Source organism: Acidianus ambivalens, assembly GCF_009729015.1.
GTDB lineage: Archaea > Thermoproteota > Thermoprotei_A > Sulfolobales > Sulfolobaceae > Acidianus > Acidianus ambivalens.
On the sequence record NZ_CP045482.1, the window covers coordinates 1,156,393 to 1,172,650 of the forward strand.

At 31.7% G+C, this 16,258-nt stretch carries 17 protein-coding genes; 11 read left to right on the forward strand and 6 right to left on the reverse strand.

Annotation, left to right across the window (positions count from 1 at the left end):
- Positions 1-6: 6 nt before the first annotated feature.
- Positions 7-558 carry a hypothetical protein gene (locus D1866_RS06830; protein WP_152941726.1) on the reverse strand — a complete coding sequence of 184 codons (552 nt, stop codon included), beginning with the start codon at positions 556-558 and terminating at the stop codon, positions 7-9.
- Positions 559-589: 31 nt separating this feature from the next.
- Here D1866_RS06830 and D1866_RS06835 point away from each other — a divergent pair, with 31 nt between their 5' ends.
- From D1866_RS06835 to D1866_RS06860, 6 genes are all read left to right on the forward strand, one after another.
- Positions 590-1,321: a class I SAM-dependent methyltransferase gene (locus D1866_RS06835; protein WP_152941724.1), complete on the forward strand. Its 732-nt coding sequence runs from the start codon at positions 590-592 to the stop codon at positions 1,319-1,321.
- 112 nt (positions 1,322-1,433) lie between these two features.
- On the forward strand, positions 1,434-1,769 hold the full coding sequence (locus D1866_RS06840) for a PadR family transcriptional regulator (protein WP_231136262.1): 336 nt from the start codon (positions 1,434-1,436) through the stop codon (positions 1,767-1,769).
- Between the two features lie 56 nt (positions 1,770-1,825).
- Positions 1,826-3,502 (forward strand): dihydroxy-acid dehydratase, encoded by a 1,677-nt coding sequence (gene ilvD, locus D1866_RS06845; protein ID WP_152941722.1) that lies wholly within the window; start codon positions 1,826-1,828, stop codon positions 3,500-3,502.
- A gap of 95 nt (positions 3,503-3,597) precedes the next feature.
- On the forward strand, positions 3,598-4,665 hold the full coding sequence (asd, locus tag D1866_RS06850; protein ID WP_152942952.1) for an aspartate-semialdehyde dehydrogenase: 1,068 nt from the start codon (positions 3,598-3,600) through the stop codon (positions 4,663-4,665).
- Between the two features lie 94 nt (positions 4,666-4,759).
- Complete coding sequence (locus D1866_RS06855; RefSeq protein ID WP_152941720.1) at positions 4,760-5,560, forward strand: hypothetical protein; 801 nt, start codon at positions 4,760-4,762, stop codon at positions 5,558-5,560.
- Positions 5,561-5,610: 50 nt separating this feature from the next.
- The gene (locus D1866_RS06860; protein WP_196773418.1) at positions 5,611-5,955 is read left to right on the forward strand and encodes a hypothetical protein; all 345 of its coding nucleotides are present in this window, start codon (positions 5,611-5,613) and stop codon (positions 5,953-5,955) included.
- Between the two features lie 8 nt (positions 5,956-5,963).
- Here the strand turns inward: D1866_RS06860 and D1866_RS06865 are convergent, their stop codons facing one another.
- The gene (locus tag D1866_RS06865; protein ID WP_231136263.1) at positions 5,964-9,143 is read right to left on the reverse strand and encodes a S53 family peptidase; all 3,180 of its coding nucleotides are present in this window, start codon (positions 9,141-9,143) and stop codon (positions 5,964-5,966) included.
- A gap of 80 nt (positions 9,144-9,223) precedes the next feature.
- Between D1866_RS06865 and D1866_RS06870 the strand changes: the two genes are divergently transcribed.
- From D1866_RS06870 to D1866_RS06885, 4 genes are all read left to right on the forward strand, one after another.
- Positions 9,224-9,880 carry a hypothetical protein gene (locus D1866_RS06870; RefSeq protein WP_152941718.1) on the forward strand — a complete coding sequence of 219 codons (657 nt, stop codon included), beginning with the start codon at positions 9,224-9,226 and terminating at the stop codon, positions 9,878-9,880.
- A 25-nt stretch (positions 9,881-9,905) separates the two neighbouring features.
- Complete coding sequence (locus D1866_RS06875) at positions 9,906-11,144, forward strand: NADP-dependent isocitrate dehydrogenase (RefSeq protein ID WP_152941716.1); 1,239 nt, start codon at positions 9,906-9,908, stop codon at positions 11,142-11,144.
- A 430-nt stretch (positions 11,145-11,574) separates the two neighbouring features.
- Positions 11,575-12,732, forward strand: a complete 1,158-nt coding sequence (locus tag D1866_RS06880; protein ID WP_013774813.1) for a Cdc6/Cdc18 family protein — start codon at positions 11,575-11,577, stop codon at positions 12,730-12,732.
- A 31-nt stretch (positions 12,733-12,763) separates the two neighbouring features.
- The gene (locus D1866_RS06885; RefSeq protein ID WP_013774814.1) at positions 12,764-13,084 is read left to right on the forward strand and encodes a DUF6788 family protein; all 321 of its coding nucleotides are present in this window, start codon (positions 12,764-12,766) and stop codon (positions 13,082-13,084) included.
- Here D1866_RS06885 and D1866_RS06890 read toward each other — a convergent pair.
- From D1866_RS06890 to D1866_RS06905, 4 genes are all read right to left on the reverse strand, one after another.
- Positions 13,077-13,367, reverse strand: a complete 291-nt coding sequence (locus tag D1866_RS06890; RefSeq protein WP_152941714.1) for a 4a-hydroxytetrahydrobiopterin dehydratase — start codon at positions 13,365-13,367, stop codon at positions 13,077-13,079. The genes D1866_RS06885 and D1866_RS06890 overlap by 8 nt on opposite strands.
- A gap of 81 nt (positions 13,368-13,448) precedes the next feature.
- Positions 13,449-14,249, reverse strand: coding sequence for a gamma-glutamylcyclotransferase family protein (locus D1866_RS06895; protein WP_152941712.1), 801 nt, complete (start codon positions 14,247-14,249; stop codon positions 13,449-13,451).
- Positions 14,249-14,539: a hypothetical protein gene (locus D1866_RS06900; protein ID WP_152941710.1), complete on the reverse strand. Its 291-nt coding sequence runs from the start codon at positions 14,537-14,539 to the stop codon at positions 14,249-14,251. The genes D1866_RS06895 and D1866_RS06900 overlap by 1 nt, the downstream gene beginning before the upstream one ends.
- Complete coding sequence (locus D1866_RS06905; RefSeq protein WP_013774818.1) at positions 14,523-14,891, reverse strand: NfeD family protein; 369 nt, start codon at positions 14,889-14,891, stop codon at positions 14,523-14,525. The genes D1866_RS06900 and D1866_RS06905 overlap by 17 nt, the downstream gene beginning before the upstream one ends.
- Before the next feature lie 34 nt (positions 14,892-14,925).
- Between D1866_RS06905 and D1866_RS06910 the strand changes: the two genes are divergently transcribed.
- Complete coding sequence (locus D1866_RS06910; protein WP_152941708.1) at positions 14,926-16,245, forward strand: thermopsin family protease; 1,320 nt, start codon at positions 14,926-14,928, stop codon at positions 16,243-16,245.
- Positions 16,246-16,258: the final 13 nt, after the last annotated feature.

Sequence of the window (16,258 nt, forward strand, 5' to 3'; positions counted from 1 at the left end):
ATATTTTTATATTTTACCAATTTTAATTAATACAAATATAGCTATAATTAATACCACTATAAATATTATTAAAGTTACATAATTTGATAAAGATTCACTTGAAGGAGTAGTACTAATTATAGTTGGATATTCCCTACTAACGTATACAGAAACACCATTATATGTTCCATTTAATTGTTGTAATATCCCATCATGGAAATATACTGTAACTGGAACTCTATATTTTCCTAAAGCGTTAAAAATCCCCGAAAATTCCTTAGTTAAATTTCCATTTAATGTAGTGTTTCCTATAAATTCCAAGTTAGTAGTGTTAAATGCCACACAGTTTATAGGCAAAGGATAAGGATCATCCTCATCAACATTATACTGCATTACATTGTAATAGTTATTACCAATAATTGTTAAATTAAATTCTATAGTATTGTTTTTAACGCATATAACTGTAAAATTATATGTAAACGAGTATATAGTATTATTAACGTCAACTTGAACTGCGTATATTAAAGAAGAATGAGGAGTTAAGGAAGCTATTATTAACGGTAATAATATAGGAATCATATCAACTAAATTATCATTGAGGTTTATAAGAATGAGCGAAATATTTCCAGGTGTATTCGAATCTGATTTTTATATAAATGAAATGATAAAATTATGGGACGAAGGAGAGAAATGGGCTAAATGGCTTGATGAGTTAGCTAAGAAATACAATCTTGAAAGAAAAGTACTTGACGTTCCATGCGGAATAGGCCGAGTTTCATATTTTCTTAACAAATTAGGATATGAAATTGTTGGAGTAGATATTTCAGAAAAAATGATAAAAATGGCAAAGAGTAACGTTCCCAATGGTAGATTTTATAGAACAGATATGAGATATTTGAAGGATGTACTTAATGGAGAAAAATTTGATTTAGTAATAAATATATTTAATAGCCTAGGATATTACTCAGAGGAAGATGATCTAGAGATACTTAAATCCATAAAAGAAGCTACAAATAAAATAGCAGTAATAAACCTAGATAATAGAGATTATATAATTTATAATAAACCAGAAGTTTACTATACTTATGTTCATCCTTATTTAGTAGAAGATCACAATTATTTTGATCCATACACTTCTAGATTAAAAATAAGGAGAACTTATATGAACCAAAAAGGGGAAATAATAGGCTCAATAGAATATACACAAAGATTCTATAGTTTACACGAAATAGTTAATTTAGTTAAGAAAGCCGGTTTTAAAATCTTAGATGTAGTTACTGCATACTCATGGAAGAAGTTCGAAGTTACTGACCCTCAGATAACAATAATAGCTGGAATATAAAGAGTTATAAAAAAGATGATTAAATTGGCCTTTGCTGAATAATGATGATTGCACGTCAGGATGATTTTAAATTAATGAAAATTTTATAGTACAGTATAATACTTTCTACTTAATGAAGTATAAGGAAAAACCGAAGATGATGGTATTTAGGGGTTTACTACAAGTTATAATTGCTTATCTTATTTACCGATATGGGGATATGTACGGTTACGAGATTAAAAGAAAACTTGAGGAGATTCATGGTAAAAAATTACCTCATGGTTTAGTTTATATTACTCTAAAAAGAATGGTTAATTCGGATATCCTAGAAATATATGAAAAAGATGGTAAAAAATATTATAAGCTCTCAGAGGGCGGTAAAGAGTTTTTAGATAATCACGTTAAAGTACTGCAAAAAGTTAGGAGTATAATAGATGAAATAGTGAATTTTATGAATTCTACTCATTAATGTCTTTTTAAAATGGTATAATCAAAGCTTAAATTATCATTGCTTATTCTCTATATATGATTCAAAAAATTCGATCAGAAAAGGTTTATGGTGGTTATGAAAAAGCTCCGAACAGAGCATTTCTAAGAGCAATGGGATTAAATGACGATGATATCTCAAAACCTCTAATAGGCATAGCTGCCGCATGGAATGAAGCAGGTCCTTGTAATATTCACGTATTGGCCTTAGCTAATGTAGCGAAAGAAGGAGTAAGAGAAGCAGGTGGAACTCCTAGAATTTTTACTACTCCAGTTGTAATAGATGGAATAGCGATGGGAAGTGAAGGAATGAAATACTCATTAGTTAGTAGAGAAGTTATTGCAGACACTGTGGAATTGACAGTAAACGCTCACGGATATGATGGCTTTGTTGCATTAGGCGGATGCGATAAAACTGGGCCAGGCCTAATGATGGCAATGGCTAGGTTAAATATACCATCAATCTACATGTACGGCGGAACAACCTTGCCGGGCAATTATAAAGGAAAACCAATTGCAATAGGAGATGTATATGAGGCAGTAGGCGCTTATTCTGCTGGAAAATTATCTGCAGAAGATTTGAGAATTATGGAATTAAACGCCATACCAGGGCCTGGAACTTGCGGAGGATTATATACCGCAAATACTATGGGAATGATATCAGAAGCTTTAGGAGTAGCTTTACCAGGTAGTGCATCTCCACCAGCAGTGGATGCAGAGAGAGTTAGATTTGCAAAAGAAACTGGTAAAGCTTTACTTCATTTAATGGAAATAGGATTAAAACCTAGAGATATAATGACATTTGAGGCATTTGAAAACGCAATAACTGTACTCATGGCTTCAGGCGGTTCTACTAATGCAGTATTACATTTACTAGCAATAGCGCATGAAGCCGATGTTAATTTAACTTTAGACGATTTTGATAGGATAAGTAAGAAAGTGCCTGAAATAGTAAACATGAAGCCTGGAGGAGAGTATGTAATGGCAGATTTGCATAAAGTTGGCGGAGTACCATTAATATTAAAGAAACTACTCGATGCAGGTCTACTTCATGGAGATGTAATTACTGTAACTGGAAAGACAATGGAACAGAATTTAAAAGAATACAAAATACCAGACGTACCTCATTCTCATATTGTAAGAGATGTAAAAAATCCTTATAGCCCCACCGGAGGGATAAGAATATTAAAAGGTAATTTAGCTACAGAAGGAGCAGTAATTAAAGCTTCGGCAAGTAAAGTTAAATATCATAGAGGACCTGCAAGGGTATTTAACTCCGAAGAGGAAGCATTTAGGGCAGTACTTAATGGTCAAATCAAGGAGAAGGAAGTTGTAATAATAAGATATGAGGGTCCTAAAGGAGGACCAGGAATGAGAGAGATGTTAGCTGTTACTAGCGCTATAGTTGGTCAAGGATTAGGAGAAAGCGTAGCTTTAGTTACTGATGGAAGATTCTCCGGAGCTACCAGAGGTATAATGGTAGGTCATGTAGCTCCAGAAGCGGCAGTTGGAGGTACTATAGCTGTAGTAGAAGATGGAGATATTATAACGATAGATGTGGATAATGGAAAATTAAATGTTGAGCTAAGCGACAAGGAAATAAAGGAAAGATTAGAAAATTGGAAACCACCAGAACCTAAATATAAAACTGGATTACTTGCACAATATGCTAGATTAGTTTCATCCTCTTCTAAAGGGGCCGTTCTTTTAGGATAAGGAAAATTATTTTTATTTAATTTTGCTAAATTGAAAGGCTTATATTATTAAAGTAAGTTTATATTCCAGTATATACATATGTTTTAATGATAAATATGAGAAGGATTCTAAAAGCTGCAATATTAGGGTCCACGGGTTTAGTAGGAATTGAATACGTAAGAATGCTATCACAACATCCTTATATAAAGCCTGCATATTTAGCAGGAAAAGGTTCTGTAGGTAAACCTTATGGAGAAGTTGTAAGGTGGCAAACAATAGGACAGGTTCCAAAAGAAGTTGCAGACATGGAAGTAAAGCCTACAGATCCCAAATTAATGGATGATGTAGATATTGTTTTCTCACCATTACCTCAAGGCGCAGCTGGCCCTATAGAAGAGCAATTTGCAAAGGAAGGTTTTCCAGTAATTAGTAATTCCCCAGATCATAGATTTGATCCAGATGTACCAATGTTAATTCCAGAGTTAAATTCTCATACTATTTCCTTGATAGATGAACAGAGAAAGAAAAGAGATTGGAAAGGTTTCATAGTAACTACTCCATTATGCACAGCTCAAGGCGCTGCAATACCTTTAGCACCAATTTTTATGAATTTTAAAATGACAGGAGCATATATAACCACAATACAGTCATTATCGGGAGCTGGATATCCAGGAATTCCGTCACTTGATGTAGTAGATAATATATTGCCTTTAGGAGATAAATATGATGCAAAGACGATAAAGGAAATTACTAGGATACTTAGTGAAGTAAAAAGAAATGTAAACGATCCACCTTTAGAAGAAGTTGCTCTAGATGCAACTACTCATAGAATAGCAACAGTCCATGGCCATTATGAAGTCTCATACGTTACTTTCAAAGAAGATGTTAACGTAGAGAAAATAAGGGAAACTTTAGAGAATTTTAGAGGTGAACCTCAGGATCTAAAGTTACCTACAGCACCAGAAAAACCAATAATAGTAAGAAATGAAGATACTAGACCGCAAGTATATTTTGATAGATGGGCTGGAGATCCTCCAGGAATGAGCGTAGTTGTTGGGAGATTAAAGCAAATAAGCAATAGAACAATAAGGATGGTATCGCTGATTCATAACACAATTAGAGGAGCAGCTGGAGGAGGAATTTTAACTGCAGAATTACTTATAGCCAAAGGATATATAGAATGATTAAAACCCAGAATAATTTTTATTTATATTATCACTTTTATTAGGATTAATTTTTTAAATTTAAGGTTATATGAAACTACGTAGGCTTTAAGTAATGGACTATATAGGCCTTGCATTAAAAAATGGCTTAGATAAAGAAAAAGCTATTTATGTATATAAAATTTTGAATGGCGGATATTTCATGAAATTATACTATGCAAAGACTCCCATTATTTATGAATTAAAAAATTGGCCAACCTTATATCTTAAAAAGAAAAAATATTTTCCAAAAATTGCGTCTCCTGAATATAACGAGGCAATGCAACTTCTCATAACTCTGGATATATATTCAATTTTAGGAACTTCATTTAGATTACTTAAAACTACTCTTGAGAAGAAAAGGTTAGAGGATGAGTTAAAAAAAGTATACGATAAAATATCAGAAACCTGCAATAATGAAAACATATTTCCGTGTCCTATGAGAACCTTTGATGTAAATACAAACCAGGATTTTGAACCATTTATTCAAGATCTTTTTGAAAAAAGGCTTAGAGATCAAAAGGCAGACATTATGAGTACTATTGAAGAAATAGCATATAATAGTGAATTTTTTGAAGAATTAAAAAAGGAAGTAAATTGGCTTAAGGCTATAAAAGTAGAAAATACAATAAGAGGAATAGCGTTAGCAGGTAAACTTGAAGAGTTCTTGGATAATATTCAAGATATAGTATATTTGTTATCATCTGAGAGAACTCTTTACTTTGATACACTATTACTCTCAAATAGCATTGAGGATAGCATTAAAAAAATCTTAGAGGATGGTAGAAAAGCAATTAAGAATGAAATAAATAATGAATTCTCAAAAGACGTTAATTATATATACGCACTTATCAGACAACAAGGAAGTTATATATGATCTTATGATTATAGAAGTATTTTTAAGTTATTATTGCCTCAAAAATATTTGTGAAAACAAAAGAGACTATAAAACAACGAAAAGTAAGAAGTAATGAGAGCATTAGTGCGTTCAAAGAAGAACTTAGAGCACTCAGCTTTGAACCGATTTACGGCGAATCTGTTAAGGATATAATAATGAGATTCACAACTAAGATTCAGGAACTTGCAGAGCAATATGGTTATGAGATTGAATTTCCAAAGAAGGCAGGAGTAGAGACTGATGGTAATATCTATTATTTTGTATATAATATAAAAGTAAAAACTAAGATGAGTGTTAAAAAACTTAAGATAAGCATACAATATATTATGTACGATAATAACCAGTGGGTAGGGTTAATAACTGGCATAAAATAAAAAAGGTTTTACTTTCTTCTAAATTTCTTTATTATAACTATATCTATAGCTAATAGTCCAGCTAATAGGGCTAATGACTCACTTAAATTACTAAGAGAATTATTAACTTCATTATTACAAGTTTTGGTTGTAGCATTTTCGTTTAATACTTTCCCATTAATTGTTTTGTAAGAGCATATATGACTATTAATTAAATACACAGAACCATTTATTATCGTTAAATTCTTTATAATTGAATTAACTAAAGTAGCATTATGGTTTATTATGACAACATTACATATATAAGCGTCTTTCATTAATGTTCCATTAAAGTCCTTAATAAATGTGTACGGCAATAGTATAAATTGATCATTTGGTATACTAGGTATAATATTAAGTGTAGAATAACTTAAAGTTGTTGGGAAAGATATTGGAATTCCATTATATGAAGTACCATAAACATATATACACCATTCACCGCTAAGTCCTTCTGCAGAAAGGCCTAAAGGATTAGATTTTTCACATGGTGTAGTAACTTTACCAAACCATTCTCCTTTAGAATAGTTTAGTGGCACTGAAAAATCTAAATCTAAAGAATCGAAATTATCTTTCATATAAGAGGGAATAATTACTGCATTAAATGTTCCAAAGTTTACATTTGTTCCATTTTCATAAGTTATAGAAGCTATTATACCTAGAGTTTCATTCTCATATATACTACCATTAGGTACCGTAGTTACTATTACCCTTAAAGTGCAGGACGATATATAAACTTGTGTAAATCCCTCACCATAGACCATATGATCAGTAGAATTGTAATTTGCTACTGAAACTATTTTATAATAACCTCTAGATATATTATGTGGAAGCGAAATTTCACCCACATAGAATATTGAATTTGCATAACTTATCGCGTTTATAGAAAAAGAATAAACTAATTGATTATCTGCATTATAGAGTTTTACTGTAACGTTTGGAGCTACAAGAGAGAGCAGTGCTATGCCTATGGTAAAATTGCATCCATCTGCTATAGAAACTGGCTCAGTGAATGCAGCTGGTATAATATAAGGAATTAAATAAATTCCTTCAACAAACTCAGAAAATCCAAATACGCAACTTATTCTTATAATGTAAATACCACCAAAAGGTGTTGTTGGAGCAAAGCATCCATAAATATAAGATCCGTTATTAACTATCATATATAAATAGCCTTGTATAAGATTTTCGGCTGATAGATTAGTTTTATTAATTATTTCAAACGTACACGTAGTTATATTATACTGATATAAAAACGCAGTAAAAACTCCATTAGCTTTAGCGGCTGAACCATTAGCATATAATAGTTCAGCTATTACCTTTATTCCAATAGGACTAGGATAAAGTGCTACTTGAGGGCATAAGAACATAGCTTGCAATCCAACAAGTATATAAGTTCCAGCTTTATCGTTACCTTGAGTCACTACTACTTCTTGAATTCCACTACCTTTAGCTGTAAAGTAACCTATCCAATAAGTACCGTTATAAACTAGAGGGAATTTCTCTAGGATATTACTTCCATTATAAACATATCCTGTAACTGGAACTAAAGGAGAGGCCTTTACTATAACCTTAACTAGTTGACCATCATTATACGTAATATTAGAAACTGCAACACTAATTGTACTCTCATTTCTTATTAATGAAATAAAATATCCAGCATTTATATATCCAAGTCCAGAAACCGGATTATAAGAACTGTTTTTAATATAATATGGCGTATTATATCCAAAAGTTACTTGCTCAAGTGCTTTAGTTCCTTTTAGACTATAAATTAAAGGATTTATAAAGCCAAATTTACCATGAACTTGAGTTGCTAAATCTATTATTCCAGCAACAATTGGTGAAGCTACTGAAGTACCACCAATTAAATACTCTTCTCCATAGTAATATATTACTGGTACTCCAGTGTATGGATTAGCATCAGCTATAACATCTGGCACTTCTCTAAATCCCTTAACTCCTTGATACCAAGGAGATGGAAAAACACTACTAAAGCCACCAGTAGATGCGCCATATATGCTTTCTCCACTCCATGCCTCTTGAATAGTTTTGTTACAGGAATAATATAAGGTAGAACCACCTACTGCTAAAACATATGGGTCACTCGCTGGAATCAATAATCCACCTTGTGGAGATAAGAAAAAGTTATATCCATTTCCTCCATAATCTCCGCTTGCTGCAACAAAAGTTATTCCTTCAACTTCGCCTAGCCAATATTCGTAGGTTAATGATTGTAAGTAAGATAATGGTATTAAACCTAAATCAAAATATATTTCTGGAATCCCAAAGCTTTGTGATACAACGCTTACTTTATCTTGTTGATCAACAAAAGCTATTATTGCAGGTAATGGGACGTTTGGATTAGCCACATAAAGTATTATCCCTGCGGCTGGGGCTATAGAATGAGAATATTCTACATCTAAGGAAATTTCCAAAGCCCAACCGCTTTCAATACCTTGATTGGGATTATATGGTCCTATAGGACATAAAATAAATCTAGGGGGATTTTGTATATTGAACTTCTTATCAAAACATATTAATTGTTGATAAATATATGGATCTCCACAAAAGTCTATTATTCCAATATTTGTTCCATTACCCATAATTCCTCGAGAATATAAGGTAGTTACATTATAGGCTTCTCTTAATATACAAGGATAAATCACATTATAGGCTATTGCTTGAGAATAATTATATAAAGTATTAGGCTTTTGTAAAATCTGAGAAGTAATATTAGTTGAAAATACTAAAGCATTACCTATACTTACTGGTGGATCTCCTAGGAATTCGTAGAACTTTATATCGTGAAAGTTAATTACGTAAAATTTACCGTTAAGTGCTTTTTCAAAACTACATACTTTGCCAGTAGCTAGTATTACATTCATATATACTGAAGTTTGTATTCCAAATCGTGTTAAGTATGCTACAGCTTTTATAATTTCATTATTAGGAATGAAAAGTTTATACATGCAAGTCTTGTTAAGAATAATATGATTTTCTATGTCTAATTGCAATTTTGCTAAATTTTTAGGCTGCTCTACTATAGCTACTGTAACAATACAGTTGGGATTTAATTCTTGTAAATTATGATAATTACTTACATTACTAGGAGAATAGAATGGAATCAGCTGTGTTATTAAAATTGCCATTATTACTAATATCTTTAACATAATTATACTTGTTGGCTAGGACTCAAAAACTTTTTCATGACACCTAAAAGTCTTTTATTTTTAAGTAATACTTTATAATTATGGAAGAGGAGTTCACATTATTATTACCAAGTTTTAATGCTTATGACTTTTTCAGTAATCCATCAAATATAATAAAATTTATACCATTATTTAAGAGTATTTCACAAATATCTGATAATGAATTTATTGTTAGCATTGGTTGGATCTTAAATGTAAAAATTAACGTAAAAAGAATTTTAGCAAAAAACAGAATTAGTTATATTATATCTAGGAGTGAACAACCTAGAATAACGGGCAAATTAGACCACATATTTGAGCCTTTACAAGGAAATACTAACTTAACCAAAGTTAAGATAATTTTCTACTATAAAGGACCTTTAGAAAAATTGGTCAAAATAGAATCAAGAAGGTTCTACAATAAAGTTAAGGACGAAATTGACCAGCATAATAAAGAAGAAGTTTCTGATATTGAATTTGATAATATACTAAATCAAATGAAGACAATATTATCTGGTATTATAAAAACTGATGATGAATTTGATATGCTAATTAATAAAGCTGTTATGGAAAGTATAAATTCAGAAATAGCGCTTATAATAGGCTCTGATAGAAATAGCATGAAGTTCCTTTTTGATAAAGGTAATCTTATAAAAGAAAAGGGTAGTGTAGAAAACATAAAGTCTGGAATGAAGTTTGTAATGAAGAAAAAAGAATAAAAACATTAAGTTAATGTTAAGAGAGATGTACAAAATACCAGAAGATGGAGAGAAAATTCAATTTAAAGATGGCAAATGGATTACCCCAAATAAGCCTATTATTTTGTATATTGAGGGTGATGGAATAGGTCCAGAAATCGTAAAATCAACAATTGATGTAATAAATAAGGCTGTAGAACTAAAATATAAAGATAATAGAGAAATTAAATGGGTAGAAGTTCTAGCTGGAAACAAAGCTGCTCAACTTGTTGGAGATAGATTCCCAAAAGATACACAAGACATGTTAAAAGAATACAGAGTTGTATTAAAAGGCCCTATGGAAACTCCCATAGGTAAAGGTTGGAAATCTGTTAATGTTGCAATAAGGATAATGCTCGACCTTTATGCCAATATAAGACCAGTAAAATACATAGAAGGACTAGAAAGTCCTATAAAAAATCCTGAGAGAGTGAATATGATAATATTTAGAGAAAATACAGATGATTTATATAGGGGAATAGAATATCCGTATAATTCTCCAGAAGCAGAAAAAATTAGAAAATTTATAAGAGAAGAACTAAAAGTTGATATAGAAGATGATACTGGTATAGGATTTAAAATAATTAGTAAGTTCAAAACTCAAAGAATTACTAGAATGGCAATAAAATACGCACTACAAAATTCCAGAAAGAGAATAACCATCATGCACAAAGGCAATGTAATGAAATATACGGAAGGAGCTTTCAGAGAATGGGCTTATGAAACAGCAATTAACGAGTTTAGAGATTTTATAGTTACAGAAGAGGAGGTTACAACTAAATATGGAGGAAAAATTCCAGACGGCAAAATACTTATTAACGATAGAATAGCGGATAATATGTTCCAACAAATTATTACTAGGCCTGAAGATTATGACATAATCCTTGCTCCTAATGTGAATGGAGACTATATTTCAGACGCTGCGGGTGCGTTAATAGGTAATATAGGTATGCTTGGTGGAGCTAACGTAGGTGACAACGCAGGTATGTTTGAAGCAGTACATGGAACAGCTCCTAAATACGCTGGGAAAAATGTTGCTAATCCTACAGGAATGATAAGAGGTGGAGAGCTAATGTTAAGATTCATGGGGTGGATAGAAGCGGCCGATCTCATAGATAAAGCGATTGTAGAAGCAATAAAACAGAAGAAAGTTACTCAAGATCTTGCAAGGTATATGAATGTAAAACCGTTGTCTACTACAGAATATACTCAAGAACTCTTAAATATAATGGAAACGTTAGTTTAACTCCCCGGTTTTACTGTATAAAAGAAGAGTTTCAAGTATCACATTACTCCAATCTTTCCATACAGAGACCAAATTTCCAACGAAATTATTTTCACGTTCATATAGTAAGGTCAATGTTAACCTTTTATTTATACAAACCGTGATTTTATTTGCTCTATTTCTTCTCTTTGAAACTCTGCATTTTTACTCTGTCTCTATGTTTTAAGTCGTAATACACGACTTTAGGTATTATTAACGTGATCACTATTAACGCTGAACAGAGAAAATAATAGATTGAATAAAGTTTAGGGGAAATGAATAGATGAAACTCTTCTTTTATACAGTAAAACCGGGGAGTTAATTATCGTGTAATACTATTCCAGGCCAAAACCTGGTACTACTATAAGTAATATTTGAAACAACATTTAACTAATGAAACGAATGAAACAGTGTGATTCGAGAGACATTAAAGGGCGGAAAAGGCGAGGTCATAAAAAATCCTAAGGTTTTCATAGACCCTATTTCGGTCTTTACCGAAATACCTTATAGAGAAGATATAATAAAAGAGACAGCAATATCTATTAGATATTTCGTTAAAAACGACGTAAGATTTTCCAATTTATTCTTGGGGCTTACTGGTACAGGTAAAACTTTTGTTGTGAGATACATACTAAACGAGATAGAAGAAGTAAAAAAAGAGGATGAGGATTACAAGAACGTAATACAAGCGTATGTAAATTGTAGGGAAGTTGGAGGTACTCCTCAGGCAGTATTGTCTGTACTAGCCGAGAAATTAACAAATGATATTGTTCCGAAGCATGGAATAAATTTAGGAGAATATATAGAAAAAATAAAAAATGCAGTAGAAGGTAAGAAAGCTATAGTATATTTGGACGAAGTAGATACTTTAGTTAAAAGAAGGGATGGAGATATAGTTCTATATCAGCTCCTTAGGGCAGATGCCGAAATATCAGTAATTATGATTAGTAATGATATTAATGTAAGGGATTATATGGAGCCTCGTGTATTATCGTCCCTTGGACCATCAGTGATTTTTAAGCCTTATGATGCGGAACAATTGAAAGAAATATTAAGTAAGTACGCCGAGTACGGTCTGTTCAGAGGAACTTATAATGACGAAATTTTGGCATATATAGCAGCAATTTCGGCCAAAGAGCATGGAGATGCAAGAAAAGCCGTTAACCTATTATTTAGAGCAGCTCAATTAGCTTCTGGAGAAGGTATAATAAGAAAAGAACACGTAGATAGAGCAATTGTTGAGTACGAGCAAGAGAGATTAGTTGAAGCTATTAAATCTCTTCCATTTCATTATAAATTAGCCTTAAGAGCCTCATTAGATTCGGAAGACGTAGTAACTGCGCATAAAATTTATGTGGATCTGTGCAATAAATTGAAACAAAGGCCTTTATCGTATAGGCGTTTCTCAGACATAATATCTGAGCTTGATATGTTTGGAATAATAAAGATAAAGATACTAAATAAAGGAAGAGCAGGAGGTATAAGAAAGTATATAGAAGTTCCAGACAGGGAAAAGATTATGAAGGCGTTAGACGAAAATTTAGCTGAGGAAATAGGGTATGAATACTAAAGGAAACTTTGCAGATATACGGTGATTGAAAATGCTATGGGAAAAGGTTAAAGAACTTGAAGAAAAATTTTTGCAGATACAAAAAGAAAGAGAGAAATTAGAAGAAGAATTGAAGAGACTTCCAACTGGACATATAGATAAGAAAAAAATTGGCAATCACGTTTACTATTATTTAAGGTATTGGGAGGAAGGAAAACTAAAGAGCAAATATTTAGGTAAAGATGCTGAAGAACTACAGCAGAAAATAGAGTATTCCATGGATATTAGAAAGAAAGTGTCTCTATTAAGAGAGGAAGAGAAAAGACTTCAGAAGATTTTAGATAGGATAAAGAACAGCTTAGAATTTACCTAACATGTGTGCTTAGGTCGTCTATTTTTTCAGCTAGCTTAAAGTCTAAATCAGTTATACCGCCAGCATCATGAGTTGTTAGTTCAATGATAACTCTATTGTAATATATGTGGACGTCTGGATGATGGTCCAAACTATCAGCTACTGGTTGTATTAATTTAAGAAAATCTATTAAATCATCAAATGTATTAAATTTAAATTCCTTAACTAGCTTGTTATCTTTATATTCCCAATTATTTAGGTTTTTTAACTTATTCCTTATTTCATCTTCAGAAAGCTTATTCATAAAAAGAGTTCATTAACATCATTTAAAAATATACGTTCAGCCTGGTTCATTAATTTCATCGATCATTTCAGGGCTCACTCATCATAAACCTGTACTTATTTTATCCCATTTTCTCTTTAAACCTTCAATTATTGAATTCTTATAAAAATCTGTAGGTTCTCCTTCCCCTTCTTTATAATCTGAGATATAAGCTTGTGCGAAATATTCCTTCCCTTCTTTATCCTTTACCTTTATAACGTCTCTAACGTACTTGATCAAATGCTCTTCTGCTTTATCTAATGAATTCAATTCATTTTCTAGCATCACATATATATAGCCGTAAACTTTGCCGCCTTTAAATTCTTTCAAATTTGCACAAAGTCCATACTTGCATTTGATATTAAAGATAATTTTATAGTCTTCCAAATATGCTTCAATCTCCTTTAATATTTCTTTAACTCCTCTTTCCTTTAGAATCTCAGGATTTGTGTTTTCAGCATATGCAAAATAGTTCACAATCACCGGCATTCCTACCCATCTTGAATAATCTCCAGATTCAATTTCATCTCTAAATTCTATTCCATGATTGTATCTGTAAAAATTCACATTATCTATATAATATCTTCTTTTCTGATCAAAATAGACTCTAGTTTTTTCTCTTATGTATAAGTCGTCTGGTCTGCCTTTATAATCTTCTACTTCATCTAGAAGGCTTATTAATTCATCTTTTATTTCGTAGACTTCTCCCCATACTATGCCATCTCCTCTAACTACGCCAGGATAATTTCCTATATCATACATCTTGTAACCTTCTATAAAACCTAAACCTACAAATCTGCTATCTTTAAGTAAATGATGAAGCTCAAAACCGTATCTTAAAGTTCCGTAAGCAAATAGATACATTATGCATCACTACTCTCCAAATATTCTATCCACGGTTCTAATTCGTCTAAATTCATTTTCCTAATTACCTCATTAGACTCATCTTTAATTTCTGCATATAAAATCTGTAAGTTTCCTTCATTATCTTTTTTGCAGTGTATTTCTACTATTCTAAAATCTTCTCCCTCTATACTTGACGCATCAAGTAAGGAAGGAGTAACATAGCTTATAATAATATCGTTACCGTTTTCTGATATACTGTAATTGCCATAACTTTTTAATTTTTCCAAAGCTCTAGATGATAACTTCATTATTTTTATTTTTTCTCACTATAAGCTTTAAATCTTGCATCCCGACCACAATAACTTCGTCTCCAGAAGTTATTGGCTCCTCGGCTATTGCTCTCCAATATTCACCTTCTATTAATATATAGCCTTCTTTTCCTTTTGGAATATCCTCTACAGCTTTCCCTATTTTGCCAGTATATGAATATAAGTTTCTCTTTCTAGTTTTTATTATAACGTAAAAAATCCTATACGTAAGAAATCCCACTATAGCAAAAGACGGAATATCTATTATTGGATCAGAAATATAACCAGTAGCTATTAAGACGATAACCAGAACTAATATGATTATAATTGGAATAACTATGTGGTGTGCCACAATTTTATTATAGCTTAAGTAATTAAATAATCTTATGAACTCATTATTAGCATTAAGCTTAATACTACTACTCTTGCTACCACTATCTTCAATATCTCTTGATCATTCATTTACAATTGGAGATCCTGCTTATCCATCTGGTATGTCATTTTTCCCTCTTACTAATGTAATTTATACGACATATGTTATGGGTACAGTTAATATAACAAGTCTTAATATAGGTAACTCTTATCTGTCTTCGGGCGCCCTTTTTACAAAGGGTAATGCGTCTCTACAATTAAACGCTATGATAGACGGAAAATATTGGGCACAAGACGTTGCATTATTTCATGAAGTAAATAATAAAAAAGAAGAATTTGAAATTACAATGATAATAAACCTATGGAATTTATCTGGTCCATTTAAGATTTTGAAAAATAATGTTACTACATATCAAGGTCTAGGGGTTTATCTGTATCAAGGTCCTACATTTAATGTTACTTTACCGCTTAATTTCTCACTTTTCATGAATGCTACAAATAGTCTCGAATTTGGATATTGTATTAATGGTAAGAAATATGTATATCAAATCCTACCATATTTTGGAAAGTTTCAGATAGGAGGGTTATCTATATTAGGACTACCTAATGATTTAGAGTTTGTTTGGGGAGGTCCGGGTTGTGGAAGCGAAGTATGTATGTCTGGTGAGATGAGCGAAGAAATATACTATTTGCAACAAGGAAAACTAGTTATACCTTCCTCAGCGTTTTCTGTAGGATTAGACACGGCAGAAAGCGCGTATGGTATTAAAGTATTTGCAAATTTTAGAAATATTACAAGTCCTTTTGCATGCGTTACTAAAGGAATTAATTCTCCATCAGTTCTTTGGCCAGTACCTCCATCAATTATAGTGCAATCTAATGGTAGCATAAAACATGTCAAGCTTTGCATTAATGGATTTCCATTATCTAATCAAGAAATTGAGGTATTACTTCCTTCTGCTAATTTGTCTTCTCCAATACCTTTTACAACTGTAAAAGAAATTGGGTATACAAATAACGATGGAGAAATAACATTTAACGTTTCTAATCAAAGCTTATATATAATTTACTACCCTGGAAATTATACACTGTCCTCAGCATATGATATTTCCTCTCCATTATTATCTCACTTAGTTTCTTCAATAAAATCTGCTTACGATTCTTTAGTTAACTTCCTAAAGAGTTATAACTTTAAACATGCTTTATCATCCTCTTTCTCAAGAATAAAGTATAAATCACAAAGCATTAATATAGACTATTTACTTTTAGAATATATTGGAGCCTTTGCTGTAGGAATCTTAGTTTCTGCTATTTTAGCTAAATATAAGTTTTAAACTCTGAAAGTAA